Genomic DNA, 13,308 nt, shown 5'->3' on the forward strand with positions numbered 1-13,308 from the left:
CAAAAGGGTGTGAGCACTAGACTATGCCGCCTGTTTTTAAGTCACGAGTATACGTCATGCGCGTCGCCGATTTCTCCTTTGAACTACCTGAATCCCTGATTGCTCACTATCCAATGCCTGAGCGCAGTAGCTGTCGCTTGCTGTCACTGGACGGGCCAACGGGCGAGCTGACGCACGGTACTTTCACCGATCTGCTCGACAAGCTCAACCCTGGCGATCTGCTGGTCTTTAACAATACCCGCGTGATCCCGGCGCGTCTGTTTGGCCGCAAGGCCAGCGGCGGCAAGATTGAAGTGCTGGTCGAACGTATGCTCGATGATAAACGTATTCTGGCACATATTCGCGCCTCTAAAGCACCTAAACCGGGTGCCGAACTGCTGCTGGGCGATGACGAGAGCATCAAAGCAACCATGACCGCGCGCCACGACGCGCTGTTTGAAGTGGAGTTCAACGATGAGCGCACGGTGCTGGATATTCTCAACGCCATCGGCCACATGCCTTTGCCGCCGTACATTGAGCGCCCGGATGAAGAGGCCGATCGTGAGCTCTACCAGACCGTCTACAGCCAGAAGCCTGGCGCGGTAGCGGCGCCGACGGCGGGTCTGCACTTTGACGAACCGCTGCTGGAAAAATTACGCGCAAAAGGCGTGGAGATGGCGTTTGTGACGCTGCACGTCGGCGCGGGCACCTTCCAGCCGGTGCGGGTAGACAGCATTGAAGATCACATCATGCACTCTGAGTATGCTGAAGTGCCGCAGGAGGTTGTTGATGCGGTTCTGGCGGCAAAAGCGCGCGGCAGCCGCGTTGTTGCGGTAGGCACCACCTCCGTACGTTCACTGGAGAGCGCTGCCCAGGCGGCTAAAAAAGATCTGATCGAGCCATTCTTTGGCGATACGCAGATCTTTATCTATCCGGGCTATCAGTACAAAGTCATCGATGCTCTGGTGACCAATTTCCATCTGCCTGAATCAACGCTGATTATGCTGGTCTCCGCCTTTGCGGGGTATCAGCACACCATGGCGGCATACAAGTCTGCGGTAGAACAAAAATATCGCTTTTTTAGCTACGGGGACGCGATGTTTATCACGTACAATCCGCTGGCTTTGAATGAGCGTGTCGGGGAATAAGTCCGCGGCACCGGAATAATGTGTTGGACTGTTTTTCTGGCACAGAGGAATAAAAATGAAATTTGAACTCGATACCACCGATGGCCGCGCGCGTCGCGGTCGCCTGGTGTTTGATCGCGGCGTGGTGGAAACCCCCGCGTTTATGCCTGTGGGGACTTACGGCACCGTAAAAGGGATGACGCCGGAAGAAGTAGAAGCCACTGGCGCCCAGATTATCCTCGGTAATACCTTCCACCTGTGGCTGCGTCCTGGTCAGGAGATCATGAAGCTTCACGGCGATCTGCATGACTTCATGCAGTGGAAAGGCCCGATCCTGACCGATTCTGGCGGTTTCCAGGTCTTCAGCCTGGGTGATATTCGCAAGATCACCGAGGAGGGCGTCCACTTCCGTAACCCGATCAACGGCGATCCGATTTTCCTCGATCCTGAAAAGTCTATGGAGATTCAGTACGATCTCGGCTCTGACATCGTGATGATCTTCGACGAATGTACGCCATACCCGGCGGACTGGGATTACGCTAAACGTTCCATGGAGATGTCGCTGCGCTGGGCGAAGCGTAGCCGCGACCGTTTTGACTCCCTGCAGAACAAAAATGCGCTGTTCGGCATTATCCAGGGCAGTGTTTACGAAGATTTACGCGATATCTCTGTTAAAGGTCTGGTAGAGATAGGTTTTGATGGCTACGCTGTCGGCGGTTTAGCTGTGGGTGAGCCGAAGGAAGACATGCACCGTATTCTGGAACATGTCTGCCCGCAAATCCCGGCGGATAAACCCCGTTACCTGATGGGTGTGGGTAAGCCAGAAGACCTGGTTGAAGGTGTGCGCCGCGGCATTGATATGTTCGACTGCGTCATGCCAACCCGTAACGCACGTAACGGTCATCTGTTTGTTACCGATGGCGTGGTGAAAATCCGTAACGCGAAGCATAAGAGTGACACCAGTCCGCTCGATGCCGAGTGCGATTGCTACACCTGTCGCAATTATTCTCGCGCGTATTTGCATCATCTCGATCGTTGCAATGAGATTTTGGGCGCGCGTCTCAATACCATTCATAACCTTCGCTATTATCAGCGCTTAATGGCTGGTTTACGCAAGGCTATCGAAGAGGGTAAATTAGAGAGCTTCGTGACCGATTTTTACCAACGTCAGGGTCGAACCGTTCCACCTTTGAACGTTGATTAATATTAATAATGAGGGAATTTGAATGAGCTTTTTTATTTCTGATGCGGTAGCGGCAACAGGTGCTCCAGCGCAGGGCAGCCCGATGTCTCTGATTCTGATGCTGGTTGTGTTCGGTCTGATCTTCTACTTCATGATCCTGCGCCCACAGCAGAAGCGTACCAAAGAGCACAAAAAGCTGATGGATTCCATCGCGAAAGGTGATGAAGTCCTGACTAACGGTGGCCTGGTCGGTCGCGTAACCAAAGTGGCTGAAAGTGGCTACATTGCTATCGCCCTGAACGACACCACTGAAGTGGTTATCAAACGTGACTTCGTAGCTGCCGTTCTGCCGAAAGGCACCATGAAGGCGCTGTAATCCCAACTTTTCCCAAAGGGAACTGCCGTGTTAAACCGTTATCCTTTGTGGAAGTACATCATGCTGGTCGTCGTGATTCTCGTCGGCCTGCTGTACGCGCTTCCCAACCTGTATGGTGAGGATCCGGCTGTTCAAATCACTGGCGCGCGCGGTGTCGCCGCCAGTGAGCAAACGCTGATCCAGGTCCAGAAAACGTTACAAGAAGAAAAAATTACCGCTAAGTCTGTGGCTCTGGAAGAGGGCGCAATTCTTGCTCGCTTCGACACCACCGACACGCAGCTCCGCGCTCGTGAAGCGCTGATGGGCGTGCTGGGTGATAAATACGTCGTGGCGCTTAACCTTGCTCCTGCTACCCCACGTTGGCTGGCTGCGCTGAGCGCAGAGCCAATGAAACTCGGTCTTGACCTCCGTGGCGGCGTACACTTCCTGATGGAAGTGGATATGGATACCGCGCTGGGCAAACTGCAGGAACAGAATATCGATAGCCTGCGCAGCGATCTGCGTGAAAAAGGCATCGCGTATACCACCGTTCGTAAAGAAGATAACTACGGTATGAGCATCACGTTCCGCGACAGTGCGGCGCGCGATCAGGCTGTAGATTACCTGACCCAACGTCACCGTGACCTGGTGATCACCGCTCAGGGCAGCAACCAGCTGCGCGCGGTAATGACCGACGCCCGTCTGAAAGAAGCGCGTGAATATGCCGTTCAGCAGAACATCAACATTCTGCGCAACCGTGTAAACCAACTGGGCGTGGCTGAACCGCTGGTGCAGCGTCAGGGTGCTGACCGTATCGTTGTAGAACTGCCGGGTATTCAGGACACCGCGCGCGCGAAAGAGATTCTGGGCGCCACTGCAACGCTGGAATTCCGTCTGGTGAACACCAACGTTGACCAGTCTGCTGCCGCTTCTGGCCGTATTCCGGGTGACTCGGAAGTGAAAGAGACCCGTGAAGGGCAGCCCGTTGTGCTGTACAAACGCGTGATCCTGACCGGTGACCATATCACCGACTCCACCTCCAGCCAGGACGAGTACAACCAGCCGCAGGTTAACATCTCGCTGGACAGCGCGGGTGGTAACATCATGTCTAACTTCACCAAGGACAACATCGGTAAACCGATGGCGACCCTGTTCGTGGAGTACAAAGACAGCGGTAAGAAAGACGCTAACGGCCGTGCGGTGCTGGTGAAAGAGGAAGAGGTGATTAACATCGCCAATATCCAGTCTCGTCTGGGTAACAGCTTCCGTATCACTGGTATCAACAACCCGAACGAAGCGCGTCAGCTCTCTCTGCTGCTGCGTGCCGGTGCGCTGATTGCGCCAATTCAGATTGTTGAAGAACGTACCATTGGTCCAACTCTGGGTATGCAAAACATCCAGCAGGGGCTGGAAGCGTGTCTGGCCGGTCTGGCGGTCTCTATCCTCTTCATGATCTTCTTCTATAAGAAGTTTGGTCTGATTGCCACCTCCGCGCTGATCGCGAACCTGGTGCTGATCATCGGCATTATGTCCCTGCTGCCAGGGGCGACGCTGACCATGCCGGGGATTGCGGGTATCGTTCTGACCCTTGCGGTGGCGGTCGACGCCAACGTACTGATTAACGAACGTATCAAAGAAGAGTTGAGCAACGGTCGCTCTGTTCAGCAGGCGATTGATGAAGGCTATAAAGGCGCGTTCAGCTCCATCTTCGATGCGAACGTAACAACACTGATCAAGGTTCTTATCCTGTATGCAGTGGGGACTGGCGCAATCAAAGGCTTTGCGATTACCACCGGTATCGGTGTTGCAACGTCAATGTTTACTGCTATTGTCGGCACCCGTGCCATCGTGAACCTGCTGTACGGCGGCAAGCGCGTCAAAAAGCTGTCTATCTGAGGAGTGCGTTGTGGCACAGGAATATACTGTTGAACAATTGAACCACGGCCGTAAAGTCTGGGACTTTATGCGCTGGGACTACTGGGCCTTCGGCATTTCAGGTTTACTGCTGATTCTGTCCATCGTCGTTATGGGCGTAAAAGGCTTTAACTGGGGTCTGGATTTCACCGGTGGTACGGTGATTGAAATCACCCTGGAAAAACCGGTCGATATGGACCAGATGCGTCAGTCACTGCAGAAAGCGGGCTTTGAAGAGCCGCTGCTGCAGAACTTCGGCAGCAGCCGCGACATCATGGTGCGTATGCCGCCGGTACACGATGCCAACGGCAGTCAGGAACTGGGCAGCAAGGTTGTTAGCGTGATTAACGAAACAACCAGCCAGAACGCCACGGTTAAGCGTATTGAGTTCGTCGGCCCGAGCGTGGGTGCGGACCTGGCGCAAACCGGTGCGATGGCACTGCTGGTGGCGCTGATCTCCATCCTGGTTTACGTCGGTTTCCGCTTTGAGTGGCGACTGGCGGCGGGTGTGGTTATCGCACTGGCGCACGACGTGGTGATCACCATGGGCGTACTGTCTCTGTTCCATATTGAGATTGACCTGACAATTGTGGCATCCCTGATGTCCGTTATCGGTTACTCCCTGAACGACAGTATCGTGGTATCTGACCGTATTCGTGAAAACTTCCGTAAGATCCGTCGCGGTACGCCGTACGAAATCTTTAACGTGTCGTTGACCCAGACGCTGCACCGTACCTTGATCACATCCGGTACAACCTTGATGGTGATCCTGATGCTGTATCTCTTCGGTGGTCCGGTGCTGGAAGGCTTCTCGCTGACCATGCTGATCGGTGTGTCTATCGGTACTGCGTCGTCAATCTACGTGGCGTCCGCTCTGGCACTGAAACTTGGCATGAAGCGCGAGCACCTGCTCCAGCAGAAAGTCGAGAAAGAAGGGGCGGATCAGCCGTCTATTCTGCCGTAAGACGTTTATCGCGTTATCGAAATCCCGGTCTGTTGACCGGGATTTTTTTTATCTGCTCCTGACAAACACTCCTGACAGTATGCTGTCAGGAGCCCTGTCGTAGACTCCTGTTGAACCCAAACAAGAGGCAGGAGGATGTATGAAAAGTGTGATTAACTGGTTTGAGATTCCGGTCGCGGATATGGATCGCGCCATCAAATTTTATGAGCCGGTGATGCAGGTTTCACTGAGGCGCGAGAAAATGGACAGCGCCGATCTGGCGGTATTCCCGCATGAGGATCCGGCCACCGGCGGCGCGCTGGCAAAATTTGAGGGGATTATTCCCTCGGTGCAGGGGGCCATTATCTACCTGCATACTGACAATCTGACAGCAACGCTCGATCGCATTGCCTCTGCGGGCGGCGAGTGCGTGTTTGGCCCGCTGGAGTTACCGCGCGGTATTGGTACTATTGCTTTATTTACCGACAGCGAAGGTAATCGCGTCGGCCTTCATCAACCTGCCTGAGAGCGTAAGTAAAAATGACCCGACGCGCTGACCGTTTGTTTCAGATAGTACAGATCCTGCGGGGCCGACGTCTGACAACGGCAGCGCATCTTGCGGACCGGCTGGGCGTTTCTGAGCGCACGGTGTACCGCGATATCCGCGACCTGTCGCTTTCCGGCGTGCCGGTGGAGGGCGAAGCGGGGAGCGGTTACCGGCTGATGTCGGGGTTTGACCTGCCGCCGCTGATGCTGACAAACAAGGAGTCTGAGGCGCTGATTGTGGCTATTCGCCTGCTTACCACCTGGGGCGGGGAGTCGCTGTCGCGCGAACTGGAGTCGGCACAGGAGAAAGTGCTCGCGATCCTGCCCGAAGAGAGCCGCCGAAAGGCAGAGCAGACGCGGATCTACGCCCCGGATTTTGGCATGAAAAGCCACTCCCGCAGTGATTTTGATGTCATACATCAGGCGATCTCGGCCCAGCGCGTGCTCGTGCTGCATTATCGTGACGAAGCGGGGCAATTTTCAACGCGTGAGGTTCAGCCGCTGGGGCTGTTTTTCTGGGGAGAACGCTGGCTACTGGCGTCATGGTGTGAACTGCGCGATGACTATCGCTGTTTCCGTCTCGACAGATGCCTCAAAATTATCCTTACGGAAAGACGCTTTAGTGAGAGTGCAGACCGATCGCTGGCGGATTTTTTGCGCAAGGTGAAGCAGTAACAAGCCACGGGGAGAGGCAGCCCGCACAGGTTTTGTAGGCCGGGTAAGCGTCAGCGCCACCCGGCAACAATCACACGATTAGAAGTTGTAACCCACTACCAGGTAACCACCCCAACCGGTAGAACGGACGCTGAAGTCGCCGTTGCCGAAGTTCAGGCTGGCGTCGTCGTTCCACTGTCCACCGTTGTGCCAGTAACGCGCAACAACAGAGTAGTGCCAGTGATCGTAGTTCAGCGCCAGGATGTGGCTGGAGGCGATGGAGTCGTTGGTGCGCGCTTTCTTACCGTTCAGATCGCGGAAGTCGTTGTCGCCCAGATCGGAACCCCAGTCAAAGTTGGTGAAGCCGATATAGCTCAGGTTGCCGCCCCACAGCTGGGTGATTGGCACAAAGTATTTCACTTTGAAACGGTAACCATCCCACTCGTTTTCGTTCGCGGCACCGTAGTTCTGCCATTGATACTTAGCGTAAACGTTCAGAGACAGGCTCATTGGCAGGCCCGTGTCGATGTCGGTACCCAGACCCATATACCAGGTGCTCTGGCGACCGGACTTGTTACGGCCCATGTCGTAGATATAGTTGTTCGCGAAATACCACTCTTTGAACGGACCAAACGCCAGGCTGGTACCAGTCAGTTTATCAATAGAGAAGCGCGGTTCGATCTCCATGAACAGTGGGGAACCGTGGTTCCAGATACCTTTTGCGTCGGTGTTACCACCGAAGAAGACCGGTGCATCCATATAGCCGTAGAAATCAAACCAGTCTTTCTTGGCGAACGCTTCGTACTCCAGGTAGGTATCGTTACGGATCTGAGGTCCGAAACGGGTGTGGTAGCTGCCGACCACGTTAACGCTCTGGTGCCACCAGTCGGAGAGGTATTGTGGTTTATCGTTTTCCGCTGCGTTAACAGTGAAAGAGGAGGACAATGCCAGCACGGCGCCGGCTGCGAGTAATGTTTTTTTCATAATCATGCCACTGATTGAAATTCCCTTCCGGGAGTGAAAAATGCGCGAATTGCGTTTCTAAATATTTCGTGTTTCTGCGGAGCCTATTATAGGAATCCTTGCTCACAAAAATATGTGTTGTTTCACATATCTCTCACACGCGTAATCGATTGCGTTCACGTTTGCGTACTTTAAACGGCCGGGATTGTAGCGGCAATCATTTATGTTGCCAATCCATACGAAATGTAAATGTTAGCGGAGTGACATTTCACTCCGCTCAAAAGGAGGGGGGGTTACTGCGCGGCGGGTTGGATGTCGTGAATACGGATAAAGCCTAACTGATCGGGCGTAAGGCCGCTTAACTGCAGCGGAATATCCACATCACTCGGCGCTAAAACACTGGCCGGGGCGGTGAAGAGCTGATTCTTCACGTTCACCTCCTGGTAATTCTCGGTGGTGCCCTGGATCTGGCCCCACTCGACGGTGCCGCTAAAGGCTGGCAGCGGATCGTTGGACTCACCCTGAATGCGTAATGTTGCGCGAGTACCATCCGCATTTGCCGCCACATTCACCAGCGACATTTTTAACGTGCCAACCTGGCTGTTGAGACGGGCAGGGGTGTTGGCCCCCGGCAGCAAATACACTCCGCTGGTGGATTTTGCATTCAGCGCGTTTTGCTGGGTGATCTTCACGGTCTCTTTGTTCAGTTTGTCCATCGCCGTATTGAGCGTATTCACGCTCTGTTTCATCTGGCGAACTTCGGTTTGCTGTGCACAGGCACTAAGGGTGAAGAGGCTCCCCACCAGCAGAATTTTCAGGTAACGTCTTGTCATTGCGTTTAATTCCTTGAAATAACGGATCACCGTAATGGTAGCCAGCATCATCCCGACAGACATAGATCCTTTGTCTCAAAAAGCTCTTCCTTTGTTGTCAGGCCAGTTCAGGGTAAAATGAAAGTCAGTTAACCAGATAACAGGGATACCGTATGCATTGCCCATTCTGCTCCGCTGTGGATACCAAAGTCATAGATTCTCGCCTTGTGGGCGAAGGGTCTTCCGTACGCCGCCGTCGGCAGTGTCTGGTATGTAACGAGCGTTTCACGACCTTTGAGGTGGCAGAGCTGGTCATGCCGCGCGTGGTAAAAAGTAACGACGTGCGCGAGCCGTTTAACGAAGAGAAACTGCGCAGCGGAATGCTTAAGGCGCTGGAGAAACGCCCCGTCAGCGCGGATGACGTCGAAATGGCGTTAAACCACATTAAATCTTACCTTCGTGGTCTGGGTGAACGTGAAGTGCCCAGCAAGATGATCGGCAATCTGGTGATGGAGCAGTTGAAAAAGCTTGATAAGGTTGCCTATATCCGCTTCGCCTCTGTCTACCGCAGTTTCGAAGATATCAAAGAGTTTGGCGAAGAGATCGCCCGCTTACAGGATTGAGTCCATGCAGGATGAGATGTACATGGCGCGCGCCATGAAGCTGGCGCAGCGCGGTCGATTTACCACCCATCCCAACCCCAACGTCGGGTGCGTCATTGTTAAAGATGGCGAGATCGTGGGCGAAGGTTTCCACTACCGCGCGGGCGAGCCCCATGCTGAAGTGCACGCCCTGCGTATGGCGGGTGAAAAAGCGCGCGGAGCGACGGCCTACGTGACGCTTGAGCCATGCAGCCATCACGGGCGCACGCCGCCATGCTGTGAAGCGCTGATCGCGGCGGGAGTGTCACGCGTTGTCGCTGCGATGCAGGATCCTAATCCCCAGGTGGCCGGACGTGGTCTGTACCGTCTGCAGCAGGAAGGGATCGATGTTAGCCACGGCCTGATGATGCAGGACGCGGAAGCGATTAACAAAGGCTTCCTGAAGCGCATGCGTACCGGGTTCCCGTATATTCAGCTCAAGCTGGGCGCCTCACTGGATGGCCGCACGGCGATGGCGAACGGCGAAAGTCAGTGGATCACCTCGCCGCAGGCAAGGCGCGATGTGCAACGTCTGCGTGCGCAAAGCCATGCTATCCTCACCAGCAGTGAAACGGTTCTCGCGGACGATCCGGCCATGACCGTGCGCTGGAACGAACTGAATGCCGATACCCAGGCGCTGTATCCGCAGGAAAACCTGCGTCAGCCGCTGCGTATTGTCATTGATAGCCAGAACCGCGTCACGCCTGAACACCGCATTGTGCAGCAGCCCGGTGAAACCTGGATTGCCCGCACAAAGGAAGATTCACGCGACTGGCCGGAAAGTGTGCGCAGCATTATGGTGCCGGAGCACAACGGTCATCTGGATTTAGTGGTGCTGATGATGCTGCTGGGTAAGCAGCAGGTGAACAGCATCTGGGTGGAAGCCGGCCCGACGCTGGCAGGCGCACTGCTCCAGGCGGGTCTGGTCGATGAACTGATTGTCTACGTTGCGCCTAAACTGCTGGGTAGCGACGCGCGTGGCCTGTTTGTGCTGCCCGGCCTTGAAAAACTGGCCGATGCACCACAACTCAAATTTAGCGAGATTCGTCCGGTGGGTCCGGATGTTTGCCTCCATTTAACGACAGCGTAATTGCTCCTGAAATAGGGAAGCAGTGCGCAAAGTATTATGATAAAATCCGCCCCCCTGCGGGGCCAAATGAACCCGTAAAGGAAGAGTATGAACATTATTGAAGCTGCTGTAGCTACCCCGGACGCTCGCGTCGCCATCACCATTGCGCGTTTCAACAACTTCATCAACGATAGCCTGCTGGAAGGTGCGGTTGACGCCCTGAAACGTATCGGCCAGGTTAAAGATGACAACATTACCGTTGTGTGGGTTCCAGGTGCTTACGAACTGCCACTGGCAGCGGGCGCGCTGGCGAAAACCGGTAAATACGACGCGGTGATTGCGCTGGGTACCGTTATTCGTGGCGGCACTGCGCACTTCGAATACGTTGCGGGCGGTGCAAGCAATGGTCTGGCGCACGTTGCACAGGATGCTGAAATTCCTGTCGCGTTCGGCGTGCTGACCACCGAAAGTATTGAACAAGCCATCGAACGTGCTGGCACTAAAGCCGGTAACAAAGGTGCAGAAGCTGCACTGACCGCGCTTGAAATGATCAATGTATTGAAAGCCATCAAGGCCTGATTTTTTTGTAAGGGGAATTCCGTGAAACCTGCTGCTCGTCGCCGCGCCCGTGAATGTGCCGTTCAGGCACTTTACTCCTGGCAGTTGTCCCAGAACGACATCGCTGATGTTGAATACCAGTTCCTGTCAGAACAGGACGTGAAAGATGTTGACGTTCTGTACTTCCGTGAACTGCTGTCGGGAGTGGCGACTAATAGCGCGTATCTCGATGGTCTGATGAAACCCTACCTCTCCCGTCTGCTCGAAGAGCTGGGTCAGGTAGAAAAAGCAGTGCTGCGCATTGCGCTGTTTGAGCTGTCTAAACGTGATGATGTGCCGTACAAAGTGGCCATCAACGAAGCGATCGAACTGGCGAAAACCTTCGGCGCTGAAGACAGCCACAAGTTTGTAAACGGCGTTCTTGATAAAGCAGCACCTGCGATCCGTCCCCACAAAAAGTGATCCGCAAACCGGAGCTCTGCATTGCCTGACGGGCAGTGCGGCTCCGGTTTTTTCTTTTATTTGCTGAGGCATAACGTATGGCATGCGGCGAATTCTCCCTGATTGCCCGTTATTTCGACCGTGTCAGAACCTCTCGTCTTGATGTTGAAACCGGCATTGGCGATGACTGTGCACTTCTCAATATTCCCGAAAAACAGACGCTGGCAATCAGCACCGACACCTTAGTGTGCGGGCGCCATTTCTTACCTGATATCGATCCTGCCGACCTGGCGTATAAAGCGCTGGCGGTCAACGTGAGCGATCTGGCTGCGATGGGGGCCGATCCGGCGTGGTTAACGCTGGCCCTGACGCTGCCAGAGGTCGATGAACCCTGGCTTGAAGCCTTTAGTGACGCTCTTTTTGAGCAGCTTAACTACTACGACATGCAGTTGATTGGCGGCGATACCACGGCGGGGCCGCTATCGATGACGCTCGCGATCCACGGTTATGTGCCGGCTGGACGCGCGCTGAAACGCTCCGGGGCGAAACCTGGCGACTGGATCTACGTCACCGGTACGCCGGGCGACAGCGCAGCGGGACTGGCGATCCTCCAGGATCGCTTAACCGTGAATGACACTGACGACGCGGCGTATCTGGTCAAACGCCATCTGCGGCCAACGCCGCGTATTCTTCACGGCCAGGCGCTACGCGAAAGGGCAAGCTCAGCTATCGATCTCTCGGACGGGTTAATCTCAGACCTCGGTCATATTCTGAAGGCCAGCGGTGTCGGCGCGCGCGTTGACCTGGATCTGTTCCCGCTATCAGAGCAGCTGCTTCGACACGTCGAGCCTGAGCAGGCGCTGCGCTGGGCGCTCTCCGGCGGCGAAGATTATGAGCTGTGCTTTACCGTGCCTGAGCTCAACCGTGGGACGCTGGACGTGGCGTTAGCGCATCTCGGCGCGAAATTTACCTGTATCGGCCAGATCATGCCGGAGAGTGAAGGGCTGAAGTTTGTGAAAGATGGTGCGCCCGTTACGCTGGACTGGAAAGGGTACGATCACTTCGGGTGATGTTGTGCGATCTGTACTGCCGGGTGGCGGCTTCGCCTTACCCGGCTTACGTATTTGAGGGTTAGGGAGAGGGATTACTTAAACCCTACCACCGGATGTTGCTGATACGGTGTCTCCAGCTCGGCAACTTGCTCCGGCGTCAGCGTGATATCCACCGCATTCAGCAGTTCATCAAGCTGCTCTTCCCGCGAAGTGCCAATAATCGGTGCCGCGACGCCGCGTTTACCCAGCAGCCATGCCAGCGCGACCTGGGCGCGGGTGGCTCCGGTATCGTCGGCGATCCCGGCTAACCGTTCGGCAATTAACGCATCGCTGGCTTCTGTACTGGAATAAAGATTTTTTCCTACTTCATCCGATACCAGGCGGGCCGTGGTTTCCCCCCACGGACGGGTCAGACGACCACGTGCCAGCGGGCTCCACGGGATCACCGCCACGCCTTCCTGATAGCAGAGCGGTAGCATCTCGCGTTCTTCTTCGCGATAGATCAGGTTGTAGTGATCCTGCATGGTGACGAAGCGCGCCCAGCCATGTTGCGCTTGCAGAGCCAGCGCCTGAGCAAACTGCGACGCGTGCATAGACGATGCGCCGATGTAGCGCGCTTTACCGGCTTTCACCACATCGTTGAGCGCTTCAAGCGTCTCTTCAATGGGCGTGTTGTAATCCCAGCGGTGAATTTGCAGCAGGTCGACATAGTCCATGTTCAGGCGTCGAAGGCTGTCATCAATGGAACGCAGGATCTGGGCGCGAGAAAGGCCCTCAGCCAGATCGCCCACCGGGTAATAGACCTTGGTGGCGACGACGATTTCATCACGACGCGCAAAATCGCGCAGGGCACGCCCAACGATCTCTTCACTGCTGCCGTCGGAGTAGCTGTTGGCGGTGTCAAAGAAGTTAATGCCACCTTCAATGGCGCGTTTGATGATAGGGCGGCTGCTCTCTTCCGGCAGCGTCCAGGCGTGATTACCCCGGTCAGGCTCGCCAAAGGTCATACAGCCCAGGCAAAGTCGGGAAACGTTAAGATCCGTTTTTCCTAATGTCGTGTATTGCATGGTT

The 13,308-nt window shown here is 55.1% G+C and carries 15 protein-coding genes; 12 read left to right on the forward strand and 3 right to left on the reverse strand.

The annotated features are described in order from the left end of the window. Positions 1 to 56 precede the first annotated feature (56 nt). The 7 genes from queA (at position 57) to ACOTZF_RS15255 (ending at position 6,722) form a co-directional block, all read left to right on the forward strand. On the forward strand, positions 57 to 1,127 hold the full coding sequence (queA, locus tag ACOTZF_RS15225; protein WP_057071131.1) for a tRNA preQ1(34) S-adenosylmethionine ribosyltransferase-isomerase QueA: 1,071 nt from the start codon (positions 57 to 59) through the stop codon (positions 1,125 to 1,127). Between the two features lie 55 nt (positions 1,128 to 1,182). Then, on the forward strand, positions 1,183 to 2,310 hold the full coding sequence (tgt, locus tag ACOTZF_RS15230) for a tRNA guanosine(34) transglycosylase Tgt (protein ID WP_013095832.1): 1,128 nt from the start codon (positions 1,183 to 1,185) through the stop codon (positions 2,308 to 2,310). Between the two features lie 22 nt (positions 2,311 to 2,332). Beyond that, entirely contained in the window at positions 2,333 to 2,665 is a 333-nt protein-coding gene (gene yajC / locus ACOTZF_RS15235) for a preprotein translocase subunit YajC (protein ID WP_000007630.1), read from the forward strand. Between the two features lie 27 nt (positions 2,666 to 2,692). Further along, positions 2,693 to 4,540 carry a protein translocase subunit SecD gene (gene secD, locus ACOTZF_RS15240; RefSeq protein ID WP_071830016.1) on the forward strand — a complete coding sequence of 616 codons (1,848 nt, stop codon included), beginning with the start codon at positions 2,693 to 2,695 and terminating at the stop codon, positions 4,538 to 4,540. 10 nt (positions 4,541 to 4,550) lie between these two features. Next, positions 4,551 to 5,522, forward strand: a complete 972-nt coding sequence (gene secF / locus ACOTZF_RS15245; protein ID WP_013095834.1) for a protein translocase subunit SecF — start codon at positions 4,551 to 4,553, stop codon at positions 5,520 to 5,522. A gap of 139 nt (positions 5,523 to 5,661) precedes the next feature. After that, a complete protein-coding gene (locus ACOTZF_RS15250) occupies positions 5,662 to 6,027 on the forward strand; it encodes a VOC family protein (protein WP_013095835.1) in 366 nt (121 codons plus the stop codon). Positions 6,028 to 6,041: 14 nt separating this feature from the next. Beyond that, complete coding sequence (locus tag ACOTZF_RS15255; protein ID WP_129317785.1) at positions 6,042 to 6,722, forward strand: helix-turn-helix transcriptional regulator; 681 nt, start codon at positions 6,042 to 6,044, stop codon at positions 6,720 to 6,722. A gap of 78 nt (positions 6,723 to 6,800) precedes the next feature. Here ACOTZF_RS15255 and ACOTZF_RS15260 read toward each other — a convergent pair whose 3' ends face one another. Both ACOTZF_RS15260 and ACOTZF_RS15265 read right to left on the reverse strand, forming a co-directional pair. Continuing rightward, the gene (locus ACOTZF_RS15260; protein WP_025756198.1) at positions 6,801 to 7,685 is read right to left on the reverse strand and encodes a nucleoside-specific channel-forming protein Tsx; all 885 of its coding nucleotides are present in this window, start codon (positions 7,683 to 7,685) and stop codon (positions 6,801 to 6,803) included. A 272-nt stretch (positions 7,686 to 7,957) separates the two neighbouring features. Next, a complete protein-coding gene (locus ACOTZF_RS15265) occupies positions 7,958 to 8,497 on the reverse strand; it encodes a DUF3251 domain-containing protein (RefSeq protein ID WP_014830864.1) in 540 nt (179 codons plus the stop codon). Positions 8,498 to 8,649: 152 nt separating this feature from the next. Between ACOTZF_RS15265 and nrdR the strand changes: the two genes are divergently transcribed. The 5 genes from nrdR (at position 8,650) to thiL (ending at position 12,255) form a co-directional block, all read left to right on the forward strand. Beyond that, positions 8,650 to 9,099 (forward strand): transcriptional regulator NrdR, encoded by a 450-nt coding sequence (nrdR, locus tag ACOTZF_RS15270; protein WP_008503337.1) that lies wholly within the window; start codon positions 8,650 to 8,652, stop codon positions 9,097 to 9,099. Between the two features lie 4 nt (positions 9,100 to 9,103). Continuing rightward, positions 9,104 to 10,207: a bifunctional diaminohydroxyphosphoribosylaminopyrimidine deaminase/5-amino-6-(5-phosphoribosylamino)uracil reductase RibD gene (gene ribD, locus ACOTZF_RS15275; protein ID WP_028028139.1), complete on the forward strand. Its 1,104-nt coding sequence runs from the start codon at positions 9,104 to 9,106 to the stop codon at positions 10,205 to 10,207. Positions 10,208 to 10,294: 87 nt separating this feature from the next. Further along, complete coding sequence (ribE, locus tag ACOTZF_RS15280) at positions 10,295 to 10,765, forward strand: 6,7-dimethyl-8-ribityllumazine synthase (RefSeq protein WP_003859098.1); 471 nt, start codon at positions 10,295 to 10,297, stop codon at positions 10,763 to 10,765. Positions 10,766 to 10,786: 21 nt separating this feature from the next. Next, positions 10,787 to 11,206 (forward strand): transcription antitermination factor NusB, encoded by a 420-nt coding sequence (gene nusB / locus ACOTZF_RS15285; protein WP_006809908.1) that lies wholly within the window; start codon positions 10,787 to 10,789, stop codon positions 11,204 to 11,206. 77 nt (positions 11,207 to 11,283) lie between these two features. Beyond that, a complete protein-coding gene (gene thiL, locus ACOTZF_RS15290; protein WP_013095840.1) occupies positions 11,284 to 12,255 on the forward strand; it encodes a thiamine-phosphate kinase in 972 nt (323 codons plus the stop codon). 74 nt (positions 12,256 to 12,329) lie between these two features. Here the strand turns inward: thiL and ACOTZF_RS15295 are convergent, their stop codons facing one another. Then, positions 12,330 to 13,304: an aldo/keto reductase gene (locus ACOTZF_RS15295; protein WP_038985384.1), complete on the reverse strand. Its 975-nt coding sequence runs from the start codon at positions 13,302 to 13,304 to the stop codon at positions 12,330 to 12,332. Positions 13,305 to 13,308 lie beyond the last annotated feature (4 nt).

The sequence above is a fragment of the Enterobacter cloacae complex sp. SHL021 genome (assembly GCF_049237765.1).
GTDB lineage: Bacteria > Pseudomonadota > Gammaproteobacteria > Enterobacterales > Enterobacteriaceae > Enterobacter > Enterobacter cloacae.